Here is a 20619-nt window from a genome sequence, read left to right on the forward strand (position 1 = left end):
CCTCTACAGGCCCGAGGGGAGCTCCCCAGGACCGCGGTTTGTTAGCGCTAACAGCGGAGAGGCGGAACAATGAACCAAGGCAAACCGCGTACGAGAAGGTACGCGGGCATCGGAGCCGCCCTGGCGGCTGTGGTCACGGCGGCGGCCACCGCTCTGTCCGTGTTCCTCACGGCTGCGCCGGGAGCGTCGGCGGCGGCCCTGACCGAAGTGGCGAGCTTCGGCGCCAACCCCGGCGGTCTGCGGATGTACCTCTACGTCCCCGACAGAGTGGAGTCCAGGCCGGGCGTCCTGGTGGCGATGCACGGCTGCAACGGCTGGGCTCCGGGCTTCCACCAGGGCACCGAGTTCGCCTCGCTGGCCGACCGGTACGGGTTCATCGTCATCTACCCGCAGGCGAACAAGAGCGCCAACGGCATGTCGAACTGCTTCGACGTGTGGTCCAACGAGGCCCTGCGGCACGGCGGCGGCAGCGACCCGGTGTCGATCGTCTCCATGACGAACTACGTGCTGCAACGCTACAACGGCGACCCGGAGCGGGTGTTCGCCACCGGCTTCTCCTCCGGTGCCATGGAGACCAACAACCTGCTCGCCACGTACCCGGACGTGTTCAAGGCCGGCGCGCCGTTCGCGGGGGTTCCCTACGGCTGCCTCGGCCCCGCCGGGTGCGCGGACAAGGCGCCGCAGCAGTGGGGTGACCTGGTCAGGAACGCCTATCCCGGCTACACCGGGCCCCGGCCGCGCGTGATGGCCTGGCACGGCACCGCCGACTCCGTGCTGCCGTACACCATGCTGCAGGAAGAGGTCGACCAGTGGACCAACGTGCACGGACTGAGCCAGACCCTCACCTCCACTGACAGCCCGCAATCCGGATGGACCCGGCGAGTCTTCGGCTCCGGGCAGGTCGAGGCGTACACCATCAGCGGCGCCGGCCACGACCTGCCGCACCCCGGGATGGCCGCCTACGCCATCCGCTTCTTCGGCCTGGACGGCGGCTCGTCCACCACGACGCCGACTCCACCAACCGCCGGGCAGATCAAGGGAGTCGGCTCCGGGCGTTGCCTGGACGTGCCCGGCGCCGCCACCGCCGACGGCACCGCGGTGCAGTTGTGGGACTGCAACGGGCAGAACAACCAGCAGTGGACCGCCACTTCGGCCGGCGAGATCAGGGTCTACGGCAACAAGTGCCTCGACGCGGCCGGGACCGGCAACGGCGCCGGCATCCAGATCTACTCCTGCTGGGGCGGCGCCAACCAGAAGTGGCGCACGAACTCCGACGGCACCATCACCGGAGTGCAGTCCGGGCTGTGCCTGGACGCCGTGGGCCAGGGCACCGCCAACGGCACCCGGCTGCAGCTCTACTCCTGCTGGGGCGGTGCCAACCAGAAGTGGACCTGGACGCGATGACCACGGCCCGCCCCGCCGGACGCGGTCCAACGATGACCGCACCGCGTAGCCCAGGGCGTGATGGAACACGGCCCGCGTGTGCTCGGCGTCTTCCAATGCGGTCAGAGGCAGCGAGGCCGCTTCCAGCCAGCGCAGTGCGCCCGCGATCTCCGGAGTCTGCGGGGGCCGGCGATCGGCCGGGACGAACGCGGACTCGCGCTATGCCCGCCGCAGGGTCTCGTCATCCGGTCGGCCTGGCCGGTCGGAGGTGAGTACGGGGTGACCCTGGACAGCGCGTCCGTCATGCCCTCGCGGGTCTTGGCGGCGGAGTGAGGCCAGCGGGTTTTCACGTAGGCCACCGCGAAGGCGTATTAGCGGAGCCAGTTCGGGCAGGTCGGCGAGCACAGCTCGTAGCGCAGTGCGTTCCCCAGGCGTTCCGCGTGCTCCCGTTGCGCGGAATCATCGGGGTCGAGGCTGCCAGCGATGGACTTGGTGAGGGACTTCGACCATGTCCGCGTCGGTGCCTGGTCGAGTTCGTCGAGGGCTTCATCCCAGGTGGGCAGGACCTCACCGGTTTCCGGGTCGAGGTAGCCTGACCCGTCCTCCCATACGCTGCCGGCAGGTGCTCCCCCTCGAGTCACGATCACCAGATTCACATGCTCAGACAGGGGATCGTTCGCTTAAGGAGCGAGGATGTGGGCGGGCCGGGCGCTGTCGCGGGCCCGGATGGCGAGCCTGAATGCGTTCGCTGCCGCAGCCGTGCCGGTTTCGGGCGGGATCACCAGGAGCTCCCAGCGCCTATGGCCGGTCCCGGTCATGATCACGTCCTGCGGCTGTCATGACGCACAGAAGGCGGCGTGGTGGGCTGGGATTCAGCGGCCGGGCCGGGTGCCTCCTTGCCGGAACCGCACAAGCGCGAAGATGAGGTCGGCCACCAAGATGACCACACCGATGGTCAGCAGGTAGAACAGGCCCTTGACGACGACGCCGATGATTCCCAGGGCAATCGCCACGATGAGGAGTAACAGGAACAGTGCCATCGCCGACCTCCTTCCCAGTCCTGTGTGGTGGTGTCAGCGGCGGGCAAGGCGCCGTTCACCACCCGCGCCCGGGGCGTAGCTCATCGCGTAGTGCCTGAAGACGGCTTCTTCGTCCTCGGCCGGCAATTCCCCGTCGATGCCGATCGCGGGAGCTCGCCTTACGCGGCTGCGTGGGTGGGCGACCTTCAGGTAGCTCGGGCCCACGGTCGCTCCGGCAAGCGGGACGAACACCAGGCGGCGCCGCGTGGGCAGGCCGACCGTGACGGTCGCGAAGGCGGGACGGTCGGTGGCGGTGTCCACGTAGATGGACTCCAGCGTGCCGATCTTGTGGCCCTCGATGTCGACGACATCGTGACGGCGCCATTCCCGGATGTCACCTGCTTGGAACACCGCTGGCCTCCCCTTTGTCCTCTTCCGTCCTCCTGCCACCTGGCCACTGCGCCGCGCCTCGGTGCTGTGGGGCATACGTCCAGCTGAGTGACGGCCGCTGAACTCCCCGCCGTCATAGGTATTGGCCCGCCTCAGCGCTGGATGTCTTCAGCACCCGCACCGACACCACGTTGGCCAGGTTGATGACCACGCCGTTGAGGTCACTCTCGCCGCCGTACCTCGCCTGGGTCAGCACCAGACTGCGCCTCTCGTCCAGAGCGCGTGCGATCGCCTCCAGCGCCTCGGGCTCCCCACTGAAATCTCCACTCACCACGGAGACGTCTTCGCCGCTCACCAGGTGAAACCGCATGATCAGCATGATGTTGCCAGGCACGGGCGGCCCCCTTCCGCCAGAATTCCCCAAGGCCACCTGCCCAGCGGCCGACACTCTAAGCGGGTGCCCTCTGCGTCGATCTGCCCACAATGCGGATCTGGACGTTCTGAAATGGTCGGCGGTGCCCTCTCGCTCGGCTTGATCTAACGCGGCGGCCAGCGCGCGCGCCCGCAGGGTACGCGCGCTCCACAGCTTTGCGGGCCACCGCATCACCTCTGCCCGGGGCTCGCGGGTATGGCGAGGGGGAGACCGCATCCGGCTATGCGCCCACGCCGCAGTGTCCACGGCTTGCTGCCGGCCGAAGTAGCGTGCACTGGTGGGGGCCGCGTCTTCACCCCGGACCAAGCAAGATCCGGTATTTCCGATGTACCCCTCCAGGGAGGCGGTCGTGACACGGGAACGCCAACTGACCGATTCGTTCGCCGAACTGACGGACACACTCGTCCGGGACTTCGACGTCGTCGACTTGTTGCACCAGCTCACCCTGCGCTGCGTGCAACTGCTGGATGTCGATGCGGCGGGGCTGCTGCTGGCCGATCAACAAGGGCGGCTGCGTCCGATGGCGGCCTCTACTGAGCAGGCCCGCATGCTGAAGCTGCTACAGCTCCAGGACTCGGAAGGCCCCGGTCTGGACTGTTACCGCACCGGCGGGCCGGTGACCTGTGTCGATCTCGCAGCTGGGGGAGGGCGGTGGCCTCGCTTCGCCGCTGCGGCGCAGCATGCCGGCTTCATCGCGGTCCAGGCGCTGCCGATGCGTTGCGGTGAAAAGGTCATCGGCGCGTTGAGTCTTCTGCGCACGGCGACCGGCCAGCTGACCGCAGACAATCTGCACATCGCGCAGGCGCTGGCCAATGTGGCCACCATCAGCATCCTGCACCAGCGTGCGCTGGAGCAGCCCGAGGCGACCACCGAGCAGCTGCGGGCCGCACTGAGCAGTCGCGTGCTCATCGAACAAGCCAAAGGAGTGCTGGCCGAACGGCGCCACATCGACATGGACCGGGCCTTCGACTCCTTGTGTATCTACGCGCGTAGCCGCGACCTGCGTCTGTCCGCGGTAGCCGATGCCGTCGTCCACGGCAAGATCGACATCGCCGACTGAACCCACCGTGTGTCCCTGTCGGGCTCACTCCATTTCTTCCTTCACATTCGCCGTGATCGGCCGAAGGCGAGGACGAACACGTCGACGGGGATCCTCGCGAGGTAGCGCCACCGATCACACACTTTCCCACCGCAGGAGGCGTTGGCGTCGGTCTGCGGCTTGGGTCGGCGCTACACCAGCAGTCTCGTCCTGGCTAGCGGAGGGCCATGGCACGCCAAAGGCCTGATTGCAAGCTCATCCGTGACATTGAGCAGCTCCGCCGCATTGCCTAAACCCGGCCCAGCGAGAGCGTCTGGAGGAGCCCCGCATACACCCACCTCGACCGCGACACCCCTGGGTGACATCCGGGCCCTCAACGCCGTGCCGGATCAACTCGGGCAACGAGGCAGTTCTGTGCGTCTGGGTTGACCCTCGGGAAGGTGGATGTTCCACGGTCCTCGGCTCAGCACAATTGCTCGCCCCCGAGAACCATCGCCCATCTGAATGTTGACGATCTATGTCCTCCTTGAGGAACGCCGCCCGTGGCCAAGGGCGGGCACGGGTAGTTCCCGTCTGGAAGGAGGACCCTTTATGACTGGCCCGGCCAGAACTCCGATCGAGGATGTCACGCTGCGCCTGGCGGACACAGTCGCCTGGCTGACGACGCCGCTCATGCCCGAGGACTACCTCACTCTGATCAACCCTTTGTGGTCCTCACGAGAGCTCCGCGGCCGCGTCGAGGCGGTCCGCCCTGAGACCAAGGACGTGGCGAGCCTCGTCATCCGTCCCGGCAGGGGCTGGAGCGCGCATCGAGCCGGCCAGTTCATCAGGGTGGGCGTCGATGTCGACGGCGTACGGCACTGGCGTACGTACTCGTTGTCCTCTGCGCCGGAGCGCGGCGCCGGTCGCGTCACGATCACGGTGAAAGCGGTCCCCGGCGGTGTCGTCTCCACTCATCTCGTTCATCGGACCAAACCAGGCACCATCGTCGGCCTGACCCGGCCGCAGGGCGACTTCGTGCTGCCGGAGCCGGTTCCGTCCCGCCTGCTGTTCGTGACCGCGGGAAGCGGCATCACGCCGGTGATGGCGATGCTGCGCAGCCTGGCACGGATTGGGGAGATGCCGGATGCGATCGTCCTGCACTCGGCGCCCACCCGCGAGGAGGTCATCTTCGGGCCCGAACTCCGCACGTTGGCGAGCCGGTTCCCGAACCTGCTCCTGCACGAGCGTCACACCTGGTCGAGCGGTCGGCTGGACCTGTCGCAGTTGCCCGACCTGTGCCCGGACTGGTCAGAACGCCATGTCTGGGCGTGCGGGCCGACCGGGATGCTGCGCGAGGCCGAGACGTATTGGCGCGAGGCAGGCGTCGTCGACCGGCTTCATGTGGAGCACTTCCGCCCAGTCCTGACGGGATCGACTGCGGGCGGCGCCGGGCATGTCCGTTTTCTTGCGAGCGGCCGGGAGGCGGACACCGACGGCGCTACTCCGTTGCTGGTCGTGGGCGAAAACGCGGGGATCCTCATGTCAAGCGGCTGCCGTATGGGCATCTGTTACAGCTGCACGGGACGGCTGCGGTCGGGTCGCGTTCGTGACCTGCGGACGGGACGCGAATACGGGGAAGAGGGAGAAATCGTCCAGACCTGTGTGTCGGCCGCTGTCGGCAATGTCGAGATCGAGCTTTGAGGTGGATTCATGCAGACCTTCAGTGAGGCGGATGTCGAGGAGTTCGGCCGTGAGCTGGACAAGATCCGCGATGATGTGATCGCGAGCCGGGGCGAGGATGACGCGAGGTATATACGGCGCGTCATCGCCGTGCAGCGTGCCCTGGAGGTGAGCGGCCGTACGCTGCTCTTCGCCTCCGTCCTGCCTCCGGCCTGGCTCGCCGGGACCGCCGCGTTGGCCACCGCCAAGATCCTGGAGAACATGGAGATCGGCCACAACGTCCTGCACGGGCAGTGGGACTGGATGCGTGACCCCGAGATCCACTCCAGCACGTGGGAGTGGGATCTGGTGTCCCCGGCCGGCCATTGGAAGTACACCCACAACTATCTGCATCACACGTGGACGAACGTGCTCGGCAAGGACCGGGACATCGGTTTCGTCCTGCTGCGTCTCAGCCCCGAGCAGCCGTGGCATCCCTACTACCTTGGTCAGCCTCTCTACAACGCGGTCCTGGCGCCCTTTTTCGAGTGGGGGGTGGCGCTGCACGATCTCGAGGTGGAGCGCCTACGCGGCGGGGACAAGAGCTGGACCGAGGTGTTCACCCAGCTTCGCGAGATCCTCCGCAAGGCCGGACGCCAAGCCGTCAAGGACTATATGGCGTTTCCTCTGCTCGCCGGGCCGTTGTTCTTTCCCGTTCTGGTCGGCAACCTCACCGCCAACATGACGCGCAACGTGTGGGCGCACACCGTCATCTTCTGCGGTCATTTCCCCGACGAGGCCGCGACCTTCTCCGAGGAACAGATCGAGGGCGAGACGCGCGGCGAGTGGTACCTGCGCCAACTTCTCGGCTCCTGCAACCTCACCGGTGGTCCGCTCTTCCACATCATGACCGGGAATCTCAGCCACCAGATCGAGCACCACCTCTTCCCGGATCTCCCGAGCAATCGGTATGCCGAGATAGCGCCCCGTGTACGCGCCCTGTGCGAGCGGTTCGGGCTTCCTTACAACACCGGTTCATTGCTCCGCCAGACCGCCCGGGTCTGGAAACGCGTTTTCCGGTTGGCGCTGCCCACGACCAAACAAAGGCCCGAGCCGGACGCCGCGCCCGCTCGCCTGCAGACGGTGCCGGCGCCCGCCGGCTACACGACGGGCATCGACGTTCTGGGACGCGCGCCCGCTCTGCGCGGTGCCTCAGGCTAGCGGTGCCTCAGGCAGGCGCACGGGATCGCGATGTCCGGACGCGATCGCGCTGGACAGCGTGGGGTGGATGGTGAAGCTGTGGTCCAGTCCCGTGATGCGCAGCAGATCGACCATCCGGGGGGTCGGTGCGGCGAGCCGGAGCGTGATGCCGAACTCCCTGGTCCTGCGCTGGATGCCGACCAGCACGGCCAGCCCGGAGGCGTCGCAGAAGGACAACCCGGACAGATCGAGGATGAGTACGTTCTCGGCCCGTTGGAGCGCGTTGCGTAGACGCATGCGCAGCGCCGGGCTTGTGGCGATGTCGATCTCGCCGTGCAGTCCGATGATGGTATGGGCGGGCCGACACGCGGCCAGCAGGCGCGCGTGCGTACGGGCCCTGGAGTGGACGGTGGTGGTCATGAGATCTCCGATGACGAGAAGCTGAAGATTGGGTATGCCGCGCCCCTGGTGTAAGGGGCCGCCGGCCGTGGTCGAGCGTGCCTTCAGGCGGCTGACGCGTTCACGGCGCCAGGGGCCATCAGCAACAGGCTGGTGTGGCCGGCGCTCGTTGTGGTCAGTCCGACCAGGTGAGAGTCGATGTCCCGCGAGTCGTTCACCTCGACAAGGCGGCCCCGGGCCGGAAAGTCACGCGGGATGTCGTCCCAGACGTCAGGGTTGAGGTCCACCCGGACGGTCACCCCGCCCAGTCGCTGGTCGACGGCTGCGATGAGACGGGGCAGTTCCGCGGCGGCGTCCCGCGAACTCGGCCACCACATGCCATCCACGGTGCGGCGGCTGTCAGGGACGGAGTCGAGATTCAGTCGCACAACGTGTGGGTCCGTCATCACGGTGACGGAAAACGGCGTGGACGGTCGGATGCGGTACAGGAGTTGCGGCGTCATGGTCGGCCGGTCTATCTCGGTTTTCGGGACCGTGTTTACTATCGCCTCGGGCGACGCCGACCCTGATGCCAACGCACGAAAAGTCCTTGGTATGTCCAATCTATCCGTCAAAGTGACCACAGATGGGCCCGAGGCGGGCAACTCGACGGAGATCTTCACATACTCGCCGACAGCGCCGGTGAACTCGGAACACCCCCCGCCGTGCCGGGCTCGTCCTGAGACCGGCCAAGATCGCGAAGGTTCTCGCCGGTCTCGCCTGAGACGCGCTGGGACCAGGAACACCGCATCCTCCCGGCTCGGCGCCTCAACACCCGCTGGGGGGTCGTGGCCTTCCTGCCAGTTGGGCGGTTACCGCAGACATCAAGGCGCTCGTGTCCACACGCGCCGGGTGCCACCAGCACCCCGGCTGTCCCGGCGGGGGGAAGACGTTGAAAGCGTACAGCCAAGAAAACAAACGACGGCGGAACTCAGCGGACGTCCACGGACACCACATCCGCAGGTCGGAGCCTCGGACCTCGATCGAATCGACTTCTTTAATCCGCAGGCGTCCTGACCTGCTCAGCTTGCGAGCTCGGTGCGCAGGTAGTCGTCGAATTCCCGCACCTGCCGTGCGGTCCGGTACGGCGCAAGCTTCGCAGAAAAGAAGTGCACCTTTCCAACGGCACGGTCTGAGGAGCCCCGCGTTCTCCGGACAGCTTCCTGATGATCACTTCACGCTGTTGCCTATACCTGTTGCCCGGCGTCCAGGGCGAGCAGTTCGGTGAGGCGGGGGACAGCAAAGGACACGAAGGGTTGTACGGGGATCAAGCGGCAGGGAGCGTCACCGACCATGACCTCGAGGATGCCGGCGTGCTCTTCGAACTCGTGGCCGACGGTGGGGAAGTGCGTGTCATTGTCGTTACCGACGTCGAGTGTCTCCAGCCAGACTCGTTCGCCGTCGATGTCCATCGGAAAGCGGCGTACCTTCAGGCGGGGGTGGGGCGTCAAGGTCTCGGCGTAGTGCAGGAACGTGTTGCGATTGTGGCCGACGCCGATGAGAAGGATGTAGCCGCCGATGTCGTGCAGACGGCCGAACGGCGATGTACGACCTACGGCGAATCCCAGCGTCTGGCGACCCACGATGGTGGCGGCATCAGCACCGACGGCGGCCACGGATGCCTGAGGGTGCGGACTGCGAACGCTGTCGGGCAGGGAGCGCAAGGCCTCGGGTATCGCGCCCATGCTGGACGACAGGTCAACATCGAAGATCGGCACCGCCGCACGTCGTTCGCGTACGGCGGAGCGCCCGTCACCCTGCCAGGGTCCCGCGGAGGAACTCGAGGATCTCCGCCCGGGCGGCCTCGGCCTGCTGCTCCACGCCCGGCATGGAAAGGAACGCGTGCCTCGCTCGCGGGTATTCGGTGAGCCGCACGGATGTCCCGGCGGCCCGCAGTCGTTCGGCGTAGCGGCGGCCGTGATCGGCCACCGCGTCCTGGGTCGGCACCACCACGAGCGTCGGGGCCAGACCGTTCAGGTTGTCGGCATACAGCGGCGAGAGCGCGCGAGCGTCGGTTCCCGGTGGAACGGCGAGCCGCTGGAACAAGCGCAACTGCGGCCCGGCGAGGGTCGGGCTGTCCCCGTACTCGGCGATCGAGGCGTAGTCGAACATCGTCTCGGTCACATCGACGGCGGGGTTGACCAGCACCTGCGCCTTGAGTCGCAGGCCGGCCTCCCTGGCCCGTATGGCAGCCAGCGCGCTGATCAGCGCACCGCAGCTCTCGCCGAACACGGCCGTGCGCGCGGGGTCGATGCCCCACTGCGCGGCGTGCTGCGCCACGTGCCGGAGCACGTCCCAGGCGTCGTCGGCGGCCGCCGACAGCGGGGTTGCCGCATCGAGGAGGCGGTGCTCGACCGAGACGACGATGGCGGGCAGCCGGGCGGCGAGGTGGCTGTTGGTCCAGTCGCACTGCACCGCCGTGCCCACGAAGCTGCCTCCGTGCACGTGGAGCACGAGCGGTAGCTCGGCCGGAGCGGCCTCCCCAGCGCGGTTCTCGGCGGCCGGCCGGTACACCCGGACCGGGAGGTCGCGGTCGGGCAGCGTCACCTCCTGCCAGTCGATCGCGGCGCCCGGATCCGGATCCCCGGTGATCGCCCGTGCCGCACTGGAGGCCCGGAAGCGGTTCTCCGCGTCACGGTAGGCGATCAGTTCCTCGGCCGTTATCGCCGACCAGTCCGGCTCCGTCGGCCGCATCGTAGCGGTGGGCTCGCTCATGTCTCCCTCTCCCCTCCCCGGCCGGCTGCCGGGTGTGTCGTGGTGGTCACGCATGTCGGGCATAGCGCAGGTCGTGCAGTCTCCGGAAAGCACACGTCCTCATTATGCACGCGGTGCGTGCATGAGCAAGTGCATAGGTTAGGCTGAGTCACGACGAGTAGCAGCGAGAGGGGCGAGATGGCAGGCCGAAGGCGTTGGTCGACCGAGGAGATCCTGGACACCGCGGCGGAGTTGCTGCGCACGAGCGACGCCGAGTCGTTCAGCGTGCGCAAGCTCGCCGCAGCGCTCGGGACCGACTCCTCCAGCCTCTACCGGCACTTCCGCAACAAGACCGAGCTGCTACGCGCGGTCGCCGACCGCATCCTCACGGCCGCCATGGACGGCTACCGCCCCGAGGGCGACTGGAAACAGCGCATCACCACCCTGGCTCTGCGCTTGAGAGAGTCATTCGGCGAGCAACCCCAACTCGCCGCAATCTGGGGACGCTACGCGTCAGGCGGCACCGGCTCCCGACTCGTCATGGAGGAGCTGCTCCAGGCACTGCGCGCATCGGGCCTGCCCGACGAGAAGATCCCGGCGCGCTACCACCGGATCGCGATCCTCATTGCGGCGCTGATCTCCTCCGAGGCCGGGGTCGGCGCCATCACCCCCAAAGAGTACGAACAGGGCATGGAACAGTTCCGCGTCGCGGTCCTGGGCGCCGACCCCGAACACTTCCCCGCCCTGGCCCATTTCGCCCGCGACATCCGCCCCCTCGGGGCCGACCGCCGCGCCGCGTTCGAGGAGATCCTCGCCGCCCAACTCGCCCACATCGAGGCACAGATCCCCTGACGTGCCCTCACGGTTCGTGTGGACGCCGGCCTTGGTCACTTCGCCACATGCGAGCGTCCCGAACGCAGCTATGACTTCGATGCCGTGATTGGAGCTGCCGCCTGGCCATACATCCTCGTGGCTATCCATACGCCGCCACGTCCGTCCGGGATGGCTTGGCGGAGGTCGAGGCCGCGAAGCCCGAGGTCGAAAAGATTCCAGACGTGACCGTCCCAGTGCACAAGCGTCCCGTCCGGACCGGTTTGATCGCCTGGAGCCCCGAGCCGCGTGCTCCACCCCGAGATCCAGATGCCATCAGAGTCCGTGCCGGTGACGGTTGCGTCCCCGATTTGGAGATCTTCTGGGAGCGGCGGGGTCGCTTTCAGCCAGCGCTTCCCAGCCAGCGTGCCGCTTTCAGGCCGCCGTGGCTCACGCTGAGCACCCCTAGATCATCCAGTAGCCGGCACCTACGTATCGCCGATCTTTCCGCGTCATTGGGATCACGTGATGATCACTTCGGCGGGGCATGTCCGAAACCGTCGCGTTCTGGAAGTCTCTCGGCTACTCGAGGCAGCGGGCCGAAGCCGGGACCTACGCGTCTCCCCAACTGCTGCACATCACGCTCGACCAACTCGAAAGCGACTACGCAGCTTCGACGGTTTCGTGAGATACGACCGTGGTTGATCTTTCGGAGGCCGATGTACAGACGCTGCGCGACGCCTATGTGAGTCGATGAGCGGACTTCCCGCGAACACAATGGTGAACCGCCGCTGCCACGTCGTTTGTGGCAGCGGCGGTTCTCGCCGTCGTCGGCCGGCGCGGGGCCGAGTCAGCCACCTCGTTGAGGAGGTCCTACCCGCCCGATAGCGCCAGCGTGCGATGTGCTCGGGCCCTTCCGGGGGCCACGCAGGGTGGCCGTTCTACCGGCAGGGACCGATCGCGATCACGATCGCGATCACGATGACGGCGACGCGGCGCCGCCCTCGCCATGCCCGGGCCACTTCGGCCGGCTGAGGTCCGCGATAAGCGCGGCGGGGGCGGAGGTGCCCTTCCCGACGGCGACCACCAGTGCGTTGTCACCGGTTGTGATCTCGGTCAGCCCCATGCGCCCCGCGGAGACACGGCTGGAGTCGGTGATGGCGTACTTCTGCGCGAAGCCGTCCTGACTCTTGATCTCGATGGAATTCTGGTCGACCGATGTCACGGTGCCGCTCTGCACGGTGAGGGTCTGCTGGCCGCCGCCCTTCTTCGTGATGGTCAGTTCACCGTGGACGGAGCCAGTGGAGCCCTCCGCCGGGTGTCCGCTGGGCGTCTCCTCACGTGGAGACAGCCCTGTCTGGGCGGCGGCCACGCCCGTACCCATGGTGAGTAGCAGCACGGTGGCGGCTCCGAGAAGGAGTCCGTGGCGAGCCGCGCGTCGTGCCGGTTTGGTGGCGGGGAGGTCGGTTCGGCTGATCTCGGGATCGGTCATAGGCTTCCAGGGGCGGAGAACCCCGCCTCCGTCTGCGAGGTGGGGAAGATCGCCCCTCCTCCTTTCGGGCTCCCGTTGTGCGGTATCCGTGGTGTTCGGGTCCGCACGCGGTGTGGCTGCCCAGCTACCCGGCTGAGGACGATGTTGACGGCTGTCTCGGTAAAGTCCTCGTCGAGAGGGAGCTGCCGGAACAGCACTCGCAGTCACACGGCATCGGCATCGGCATCGGCATCGCCGCCGTCGCCCTCGTACCCCCTGGTGAGCCGGTCGGGGCCGTCGAGCCGGCCTGCGCGGCGGCGGGACTGGGCGTGTACGCCTCTACCCACTCGGCGTCGAACCCGGGCAGACCGCCGAGGATCTCGTCCAGGGGGACGGGTTCTGCTGTCGGAACGGTCTGCTGGGCCGGCCTCTCCTGCGCCTCGGCGGCTGTCGCCCTTTCGTACTCGCCGCCGTCGACGGTCCGGGACGCGCCGGGCGGGGGCGTCCTCCGGCTCCCGCGTCAATGCGGCGTCAACGTTTGGGCGTTCCCCGTCGGGATCTCGTAGCGATCAGGCTCGATGTCCTCCTCGCGGCTCTAGCGTCCTTTCTCGTACGAGTTCTCCCCAGGAGGAAGTCATGTCCGAAGTGCCGTTGTATGTACCGGTTCGGAAGGGTGCGTTCGCGATGTCGTTGCGCCTCTTCAGGACCGCGTCAGGCAGGAGAACGGCGGTCGCCTTCTCCTCGCCGCTCCGCCTGACCAAGGTACTGGGCACCGACCAGCGCTGGATCCGGCTCAGCGAGGCCGCGCTCCGGCGCATGATCGAGGAGCTGGACGTCGTCGGCATCGTCGTCGACCCCATGGGGACGATGGCCGGCACGACCGCGCGGGTCGCGTGATGTGCGTTCTCCGACAGGACCTGGCCGCCGAGCCGGCGGCCGAGGGCGAACCCTGGTCGTCCACCACGCGCTTCGAGCCCGACGGGGCCGCTTCGGTCGGTGGCGTCTCCCTCATGCGGATCGCCGCCGACCACGGCACCCCGGCCTACGTCCTGGACGAGAGCGACGTCCGCCGGCGGTGCCGCGCCTACCGCGCCGCCCTGCCGGACGCCGAGATCGCCTACTCGGCCAAGGCGTTCCTGTGCCGGGCGATGGTCGGCTGGGTCCACGAGGAGGGCCTCAGCCTGAACGTGTGCTCGGGAGGCGAGCTGACCTTCGCCCTCGCCGCCGGCTTCCCCGCCGAGCGGATCATCTTCCACGGAACCGCCAAGACGCCCCAGGAGATCCACACCGCCATCGAGGTGGGGGTCGGGCGCATCGTGGTCGACAACGCCGCCGAGATCAACCGGCTGGCCGCGCTCGTCCCTCCGGGACGCCGCCAGAAGATACTGCTCCGCGTCATTCCCGACATCGAGGCCGGCGCGTTGGAAGCGGCAGGAGAACAGAGGTTCGGACTGTCCATCGCCACCGGAGCGGCCGGACAGGCCGTGGCCAGGGTTCTGGGCCAACCCCGCCTGGAACTGGCCGGCCTACACTGCCATCTCGGCTCCCAGATCTGCGAGGCCCAGCCGTACGAGAGGGTGGCCCGCACTCTGATCGAGCAGATGGTGCGGATCAGGGACGCCCACGGGGTGGTCCTGCCCGAGCTCGATCTGGGCGGCGGCCACGGCATCGCCTACCTGGAGTCGGAGCACGGGTTGGATCCGCGCCGCTACGCCGCCGCGATCACCGCGGCCGTGGCGCAGCGCTGCGCGGGGCTGGGCCTGCCCGTTCCTCGGCTGGTCGTGGAACCGGGGCGCGCGATCAGCGGCCCCGCCGGGCTCACGTTGTACCGGGTCATCTCCATCAAGCGGGGCATGACCCACATCTACGCCGCCGTCGACGGAGGGATGAGCGACAACCCTCACCCCTCCCCGTACGGCTCCGGCCACACGGCCAGGATGATCGGCCGCCGTTCCACCGCCGGCACCCGCGAGATGACCGTGATCGGCCACCACAGCGCGGCCGAGGACGTCATCGCCCAGGGCGTGGAACTCCCCGCCGACCTCCGCCCCGGCGATCTGATCGTGGTGGCCGCTACCGGCGCCTACCACCACTCCATGGCGTCCACGTACACCATGACGGCTCGGCCGCCTGTCGTCGCCGTCGCCGACGGGCGGGCGCGGCTGGTGGTCCGCCGGGAGGAGCCGGAGGACCTGATGCGCAGGGAGGTCGGTCTCTAATTCGAAAATCGGACGGTTCGTGGGCAGGCGGCAGCGAACCCCAGGCCCGTGATGGCTGGTCGGGGTGAGCGGGCAGCTATTTGGTCAGGCGACGGGTTCGAGGACGACGTGGTAGCCGAGGGCTTCGAGCTGGCGGATGTGGGTGCGTTTCTTGCGATCTGGTTTGCTGCGGGTGTCGTAGAGGCGGGGTCTTGCCGGCGGCCACCGCGGCCTCGCCGAGGATGCGGGCGAGGTAGCGGTTGCCGTGGCCGGTGGAGTTCTTGCCCTTCTTCTTCCCAGCCGACTTTTCGATGACCGGGGTGAACTTGGCCCAGGAGCACAAGTGCCCGGCGGTGGGGAAGCGGCTCATGTCAAGGTCGATCTCGAAGATGATCGCGTGGGTGGCGAGCGGTCAACGCCCCCCACCTCGTCGCCCTGGTCCGCGCCGGGGGCGACCTTCATCAACGGCAAGCTCGTCGAATGGCCCGATGAGCCGACGGCCGCGGACTCGCCCTCGATAGGCGCCTAATAGATCTTGATCCACAGATATTGACGATTGCTCAGGCCACCCGAACGCGCACGGTCGCGGCATACAGGTCCAGGTCGCTACAGCGGAGCGTGCTCACCTCACCCCATCGCAGGCTCGCGAAAATGGCCGGTAGGACCAGGGCTGACTATCCGAAATATGCTAAGCGCCCCATCTGGAATCGGTTGCCCAATAAATGCCGATTATGGTTGCCGATCGAATGGGCGGGGTCTAATTTTGATCACGATCATGTACCCCCCACCCAAGGAGCGGTCTCGGCATGTCCGCAAACGAAAAGGACGATCAGAGCAGCACGTTCAACCGCCGCGCGCTGGCGGGCGGCCTAGCCGCCACAGGCATAGGTGCGCTGTCGCTATGGGCTGCCGAACCGGCCGCGGCCAACACCGATCCGGCCGTGTTCAGCGTAGATGTCAAGGACTACGGCGCCAAGGGTGACGGCACCACTGACGACTCCGACGCCATCAAGGCCGCTGTCACCGCCGCGATCGCCGGCCGGACCAACGGCGTGGTGAAGAAGGAGATCTACTTCCCGCCGGGCACGTACAAAGTGACCAAGAAAGACACCCTGATGTGGTCACCCACCAGCGGCAATGCCGACCAGATCTTCGGCCTGCGCTTCCGTGGCGCCGGCCCGCGGGTGACCACGATCAACTTCGCCACCACCTTCACCGCCAACAGCGACCCTCGCGAGAACAACCTGATCACGGCCGCCGTCCGGCTGCGGTACACCTATTTCCAGGACATGGCCTTCCAGTCCAACAACGCCAACAACCGCTTCGCGTATTACTGGTCGGTCGACACCATCGACGGCACCTCTCAGTATCCCGAGTACGGCAACGGCCAGAACCAGTACTTCGTCTACCAGAACGTTGAATGGAAGGGTCCCTGGGACCGGGTCATCGGCATCGACGGCGATCACGAGGCCAACAACAACAGCGAGCACCACTTCATCCTGTGCTCGACCGACACCGCATCCGTCTACACCGACGCCTTCCTGCACTGCGGAATCTCCAGTCCGTCCAGCCGGAACCAGCAGAATCAGTTCCTCAACTACTTCATGCTTTCCTGTAACTTCGCGCTCGCCGGCGGCGACTTCTTCCGCTTTGACCGGGGCGGTTCCATCAACGTGCTCGGCGGCTCCTGGTCGATGGTCGGCTCCAACAACGCCCGGTACTTCTACATGCCGCTCGCCAACGGGGAGATCAGCGCGACCCGGCTGAACGTCAGCGGCGTGCGCTTCGAGCCCAAGAGCGCCAACCACAAGATCATCGACTGTAACTGGAACAACGGCTCGGTAACCTTCACCTCCTGCTCCGACATGGCCGCCCTCCAGGTCTCAACAGCCGCCAACTACAACCTGCACCGATACGCCGCCACCTCCAACCGGCTGCCGATCGCCCGTTACCAGGACTGCACGCTGGCCGGCTACCACCTGGTGGACGCCGACGGTTCCTCCCTGACGAACGGCAAGATGATCTACGAGGGCTGCCGTTTCTATCACACGACCACCGCCGTCAGCACCACCTCCGGCTCGGCCTTCCTCCGGTACGCGAGCGCCCCCGCCCGTTACGCCTTCCGCGACTCCTGGGCCACCGCCGACGTCGCCGGCTGACCCCCACGTGTCCCTCTACGCCCACTCGTACGGCCGTGAGCTGGATTCGCGAGCTGCCTTGCTCGGACGGTCGAGGAGCGGGCAGACCAGCAAGGTCCATCTCGCCGCCGACCGGAAGTGCCGTCCGCTGGCGTTCGTCCTGACCGCGGGGCAGGCCGAGGACAGTCCGCAATTCATCTCGTGCTGGAGAAAGTACGGGCCAGGGGGCCCGTCGGTCGTCCCCGCACCCGGCCCGGCGCGGTTGCCGCCGACAATGTCTACTCGTCCCGCGGCAATCGCGCCCACCTGCGGAAGCGTCGCATCGAGGCGGTCATCCCGACCTCTACAAGGAGCGGTACACCAGAGCCTCCACCGAAGCCGGAGTGTCACCCGGACACTACGGGCTGGAAGCGGGATAGATGTCCAGCTGCACGAATGCGTTGTCGCAGTAGCAGGGGTCGACAGCTTCGATGGGCAGATACTCAGGGAAAGTCGCCTGCCCGCGGCCGATGATCCGCCCCTTTTTGTCTTTGATGACTGCGCGGACGGCCACCCGCGAGTAGTCCGTAGCCTTCCCCGGGAGATCGACGAAGCCGAGAGGGATCTGAATTTCGGCACTTGAGTCGGTTCCCTCGGCAGGCGCGGGAAAGCGGGAGGCGCCGGCAGGCGGCAAGTGTCTTTTCCGGCAGAAGTCACGTGCGTCACAGACTTCGTACGTGTGATCGGGGCTCACGATCGACCGATGCGCGGTGAGCTCCACGCCGCTCCCAGGGCACGGGCCGCAGCTGGGAGTGCCCCGAGTGCATCCAGACAGCAGCGACAGGCTCACGGCCGCGTACATCAGCACACGGAAGCTCGGTGGTCGCGACGCGCCCTTGTCCTGCGCTGCCTTCATCACGCTTCCTCCGGCAGGTACATCAGTGGCCGATACGGGACAGTTTGGTTCAAGGCCGTCATGGAGGCGAGCGCCTTGGCTAGCGTTCGGATAGCGCGTGATTGATGAGTCGCCGTAACTCCGCCGGGGTAGGCCATGGTGCCGCTCTATGGATCGTCCTGTGGCAGTTGGAGCACAACAGGGCCAAGTCGTCGAGCGTGGTAGTCGTCGCACCTGACGCATGGAACGGGACCATGTGATGGCACTCGATGTAGCCAGTGCCACGAGGGCCGTAGACGCGTTCGAAGTTGAAGGTGCAGCGCTCGCAAGAGATCTCACCGACCTGAACCCGCACCGTCGCGACTTTCTTGGCGCGAAGCTTGCTGTTGCGCTCTCATATCACATGCTGGCGAAGGAGTAGTCGCCCTCCCGTACACCAACCGCACTCCGGGCCTCGCGACCGACAACAAGACCATCGCCAAGACCGCCACCATCCTGGCCCGCGGACTCGGCAAGCTCTGAGGTCGCGCACCGTGGTTGAAGCACGCGAACGCACCGGCGGTAGTCTCTGAACGGAAGAAATCGGCGGAGCGACGTGCGAGCTCAGCGGCCAGTGGTCTCCCCAGACCAGGCAGCTCTGATCGACATGATCGAAGCTGGGCCTCGAGGCGCGCCGTGAGCATCTGCTGGGCTGCCGTTGCCACGTACTTCGGGCCCGAGACGCACGACCCTGTTGTCTACTTCGAGAGCGACTGGGGCGAGCGAGGAGTGGACGCGTCGGCACACAGCTCCGCACCGCCGACAACCGCAATCGGTGCCCGGCCCGGCACCGGCTGAATAACCCCCGACAGGAGAACGACGATGAGCACCAGTCCCGCCTACCAGGTGACCGACCCGGCGACGGGCGAGGTCGTCGAGACCTTCGAGCCGGCGACCGACGCGGACGTCGAGGCCGCGCTGACGGCCGCCGCCGCGGCGTACGCGACGTGGAAGGACGTCCCGATCACCCGACGCGCCGAGATCGTCAGCAAGGTCGGAGCATTGTTCGCCGAGCGTGCGGATGAGCTCGCCGCGATCGCGGCCCAGGAGATGGGCAAGCCGGTCTCGGAGGGAGTGGGGGAGGTCGAGTTCTGCCAGGCGATCTTCGACTACTTCGCGACCGAGGGCCCGACGCTCGCTGCGGACCAGCCGATCAAGACGTTCTCGGGCGGAAAGGCGGTCGTGCAGAAGCTGCCGATCGGTGCCCTGCTCGGGATCATGCCGTGGAACTTCCCGTTCTACCAGATCGCCCGTTTCGCGGCGCCCAACCTGATGCTGGGCAACACGATCATCCTCAAGCACGCCGAGTCGGTGCCGCGGTCGGCGCTCGCAGTCGAGCAGATCATGAAGGATGCCGGCGTGCCGGAGGGCGCGTACGTCAACCTGTTCGCGACCCACGAGCAGATCGAGACGATCATCGCCGACCCGCGGGTGCAGGGTGTCTCGCTGACCGGATCCGAGCGGGCCGGTGCGATCGTCGCGTCGCTCGCGGGGAAGTACCTGAAGAAGTGCGTGCTCGAGCTGGGAGGCTCGGACCCTTACGTGATCCTCGACAGCGACGACGTCGCGGAGGCGGCGGAGACAGCGTGGGGCACCCGCATGTACAACATGGGCCAGGCCTGCAACTCCAACAAGCGCATGATCGTGATGCATGACATCTTCGATGACTTTGTCTCGGAGCTCACCCGGAAGGCGCTCGCGATCGAGCCGGGGTCATTCGCCCCGATGTCATCTCGGGCGGCTGCGGAGACGCTCGCGGCCCAGGTCGACGACGCGGTCAGCAAGGGAGCGACACTGCATGCAGGCGGTGTGCTCAGTGACGCCCCGGCGGCGTACTACTCGCCTGCCGTCCTCACGGGTGTCACCCCGGACATGCGGGCCTATAGCGAAGAGTTGTTCGGGCCGGTCGCCGTGGTCTACAAGGTCGGCAGCGACGAGGAGGCCCTGGAGCTGGCGAACGACACGCAGTACGGACTGGGTGGCGCGGTGTTCAGCACCGACGTGGATCGAGCCACATCCGTGGCCTCACTGCTCGAGACCGGGATGGCGAACGTGAACACCCCTGCCGGTGAAGGCGCAGAAGTTCCGTTCGGTGGGGTGAAGCGCTCCGGGTTCGGCCGCGAGCTCGGTCCCCTCGGCATGGACGAGTTCGTCAACAAGCGGATGTTCTTCGTCGCGGACTGACAGCGCCGCAGTGTGATGAGGCCGACGGATCCAGGAGCCGTCGGCCTCATCACGCCCCCGCTCTCGAAACTGAGCCTTCAGTCGCCTTCCTGCTGTGGACGGGTGCGTCGGGGAAGACCCGCCGCCCGAATGGCACCCGACCTGACCTGGTGTCCACGGAACGCGCCGCCGGGCGGTCGGTGATGACGCCGGAGAGCTGCTGCCTCGTCGGCCTCACCTGCGAGGCGCCGTCTTGGATCCGAAGCCTCGAACCGCCTAAAGATCTGGGTCCTCGGCGTCAGCTGGGCGTGGGTGATCCGGCTCCATGTGACAACGGCAGTACCGGGATGCGCATGGTGAGAGTGCCCGCGGTGGGAAAGCGGAAGGTGACGTCGATCGGGGTCGCGCCAAGCGGCCGGTGGATGCGGATCAGCTCCAGGTGCGGGCGGAAAAGGGGCCGTCGATCTCGATCATGTGGCTCACTCTGCCCACGGCGTCGAGGTACTGCAACGGAGGCATACGACGGCTCACGTCCGCACCGGCACTGGTCAGGAGCCAGGTTCCGAGCCCTGAAGCACGGCCGGGACAGTTCTGAGAGGGCGTTTGATTTGAACTTTTCGTCCTAGTACGTCCCTCTCCAGGTTGGTGTAGTTTCGCCGGTTACACGCTTGCTGACGTTGTCGATCATC

General features: G+C 67.0%; 20 protein-coding genes and 2 pseudogenes. 10 read left to right on the plus strand and 12 right to left on the minus strand.

Annotated elements, in window-relative coordinates:
- Positions 1–69 precede the first annotated feature (69 nt).
- Positions 70–1404 carry an extracellular catalytic domain type 1 short-chain-length polyhydroxyalkanoate depolymerase gene (locus AB0I59_RS38440; protein WP_063818901.1) on the plus strand — a complete coding sequence of 445 codons (1335 nt, stop codon included), beginning with the start codon at positions 70–72 and terminating at the stop codon, positions 1402–1404.
- A gap of 350 nt (positions 1405–1754) precedes the next feature.
- Here the strand turns inward: AB0I59_RS38440 and AB0I59_RS38445 are convergent, their stop codons facing one another.
- From AB0I59_RS38445 to AB0I59_RS38460, 4 genes are all read right to left on the minus strand, one after another.
- Positions 1755–2024 (minus strand): hypothetical protein, encoded by a 270-nt coding sequence (locus AB0I59_RS38445; protein ID WP_358141218.1) that lies wholly within the window; start codon positions 2022–2024, stop codon positions 1755–1757.
- Positions 2025–2255: 231 nt separating this feature from the next.
- The gene (locus tag AB0I59_RS38450) at positions 2256–2423 is read right to left on the minus strand and encodes a hypothetical protein (RefSeq protein WP_358141221.1); all 168 of its coding nucleotides are present in this window, start codon (positions 2421–2423) and stop codon (positions 2256–2258) included.
- A gap of 33 nt (positions 2424–2456) precedes the next feature.
- Positions 2457–2813 (minus strand): PRC-barrel domain-containing protein, encoded by a 357-nt coding sequence (locus AB0I59_RS38455; protein ID WP_061259151.1) that lies wholly within the window; start codon positions 2811–2813, stop codon positions 2457–2459.
- Between the two features lie 112 nt (positions 2814–2925).
- Positions 2926–3186, minus strand: a complete 261-nt coding sequence (locus AB0I59_RS38460; RefSeq protein ID WP_061259152.1) for a hypothetical protein — start codon at positions 3184–3186, stop codon at positions 2926–2928.
- Positions 3187–3574: 388 nt separating this feature from the next.
- Between AB0I59_RS38460 and AB0I59_RS38465 the strand changes: the two genes are divergently transcribed.
- From AB0I59_RS38465 to AB0I59_RS38475, 3 genes are all read left to right on the plus strand, one after another.
- Positions 3575–4285: a GAF and ANTAR domain-containing protein gene (locus AB0I59_RS38465; protein ID WP_358141225.1), complete on the plus strand. Its 711-nt coding sequence runs from the start codon at positions 3575–3577 to the stop codon at positions 4283–4285.
- A 570-nt stretch (positions 4286–4855) separates the two neighbouring features.
- Positions 4856–5947 (plus strand): ferredoxin reductase, encoded by a 1092-nt coding sequence (locus AB0I59_RS38470; protein ID WP_358141228.1) that lies wholly within the window; start codon positions 4856–4858, stop codon positions 5945–5947.
- A 9-nt stretch (positions 5948–5956) separates the two neighbouring features.
- Positions 5957–7126: a fatty acid desaturase family protein gene (locus AB0I59_RS38475; protein ID WP_358141231.1), complete on the plus strand. Its 1170-nt coding sequence runs from the start codon at positions 5957–5959 to the stop codon at positions 7124–7126.
- On the opposite strand, the gene AB0I59_RS38480 is transcribed toward AB0I59_RS38475, so the two are convergent.
- The 4 genes and pseudogenes from AB0I59_RS38480 to AB0I59_RS38495 form a co-directional block, all read right to left on the minus strand.
- Positions 7118–7525, minus strand: a complete 408-nt coding sequence (locus AB0I59_RS38480) for an STAS domain-containing protein (RefSeq protein ID WP_061259155.1) — start codon at positions 7523–7525, stop codon at positions 7118–7120. The genes AB0I59_RS38475 and AB0I59_RS38480 overlap by 9 nt on opposite strands.
- Positions 7526–7608: 83 nt before the next feature.
- Positions 7609–8007 (minus strand): DUF5994 family protein, encoded by a 399-nt coding sequence (locus tag AB0I59_RS38485; RefSeq protein ID WP_061259156.1) that lies wholly within the window; start codon positions 8005–8007, stop codon positions 7609–7611.
- 723 nt (positions 8008–8730) lie between these two features.
- Positions 8731–9273, minus strand: a pseudogene (locus AB0I59_RS38490) (AAC(3) family N-acetyltransferase); the annotation flags it as partial.
- 22 nt (positions 9274–9295) lie between these two features.
- Positions 9296–10258 (minus strand): alpha/beta hydrolase, encoded by a 963-nt coding sequence (locus AB0I59_RS38495; protein ID WP_358141234.1) that lies wholly within the window; start codon positions 10256–10258, stop codon positions 9296–9298.
- Between the two features lie 177 nt (positions 10259–10435).
- On the opposite strand from AB0I59_RS38495, the gene AB0I59_RS38500 reads away from it, so the two are divergent.
- A complete protein-coding gene (locus tag AB0I59_RS38500; RefSeq protein WP_061259158.1) occupies positions 10436–11089 on the plus strand; it encodes a TetR/AcrR family transcriptional regulator in 654 nt (217 codons plus the stop codon).
- Between the two features lie 934 nt (positions 11090–12023).
- Here the strand turns inward: AB0I59_RS38500 and AB0I59_RS38505 are convergent.
- The gene (locus AB0I59_RS38505) at positions 12024–12539 is read right to left on the minus strand and encodes a hypothetical protein (protein WP_358141237.1); all 516 of its coding nucleotides are present in this window, start codon (positions 12537–12539) and stop codon (positions 12024–12026) included.
- 615 nt (positions 12540–13154) lie between these two features.
- Here AB0I59_RS38505 and AB0I59_RS38510 point away from each other — a divergent pair.
- Both AB0I59_RS38510 and lysA read left to right on the plus strand, forming a co-directional pair.
- On the plus strand, positions 13155–13415 hold the full coding sequence (locus AB0I59_RS38510; protein WP_061259161.1) for an SAV_915 family protein: 261 nt from the start codon (positions 13155–13157) through the stop codon (positions 13413–13415).
- Positions 13415–14737: a diaminopimelate decarboxylase gene (gene lysA, locus AB0I59_RS38515; protein ID WP_358141240.1), complete on the plus strand. Its 1323-nt coding sequence runs from the start codon at positions 13415–13417 to the stop codon at positions 14735–14737. The genes AB0I59_RS38510 and lysA overlap by 1 nt, the downstream gene beginning before the upstream one ends.
- 76 nt (positions 14738–14813) lie before the next feature.
- On the opposite strand, the gene AB0I59_RS38520 is transcribed toward lysA, so the two are convergent.
- Complete coding sequence (locus tag AB0I59_RS38520) at positions 14814–15086, minus strand: transposase (RefSeq protein WP_358141243.1); 273 nt, start codon at positions 15084–15086, stop codon at positions 14814–14816.
- Between the two features lie 436 nt (positions 15087–15522).
- On the opposite strand from AB0I59_RS38520, the gene AB0I59_RS38525 reads away from it, so the two are divergent.
- Together AB0I59_RS38525 and AB0I59_RS38530 are read left to right on the plus strand one after the other, a co-directional pair.
- Positions 15523–16875, plus strand: coding sequence for a glycosyl hydrolase family 28-related protein (locus tag AB0I59_RS38525; protein WP_358141246.1), 1353 nt, complete (start codon positions 15523–15525; stop codon positions 16873–16875).
- Positions 16876–16924: 49 nt separating this feature from the next.
- Positions 16925–17193: pseudogene (locus tag AB0I59_RS38530) on the plus strand (transposase); the annotation flags it as partial.
- Positions 17194–17251: 58 nt separating this feature from the next.
- On the opposite strand, the gene AB0I59_RS38535 reads toward AB0I59_RS38530, so the two are convergent.
- Positions 17252–17614: a hypothetical protein gene (locus AB0I59_RS38535; protein WP_358141261.1), complete on the minus strand. Its 363-nt coding sequence runs from the start codon at positions 17612–17614 to the stop codon at positions 17252–17254.
- Between the two features lie 214 nt (positions 17615–17828).
- Positions 17829–18083, minus strand: a complete 255-nt coding sequence (locus tag AB0I59_RS38540; protein WP_358141249.1) for an HNH endonuclease — start codon at positions 18081–18083, stop codon at positions 17829–17831.
- 506 nt (positions 18084–18589) lie between these two features.
- Here AB0I59_RS38540 and AB0I59_RS38545 point away from each other — a divergent pair.
- The gene (locus tag AB0I59_RS38545; RefSeq protein ID WP_358141252.1) at positions 18590–19951 is read left to right on the plus strand and encodes an NAD-dependent succinate-semialdehyde dehydrogenase; all 1362 of its coding nucleotides are present in this window, start codon (positions 18590–18592) and stop codon (positions 19949–19951) included.
- Positions 19952–20619 lie beyond the last annotated feature (668 nt).

The organism is Microtetraspora glauca (genome assembly GCF_040656155.1).
Taxonomy (GTDB): domain Bacteria; phylum Actinomycetota; class Actinomycetes; order Streptosporangiales; family Streptosporangiaceae; genus Microtetraspora; species Microtetraspora glauca.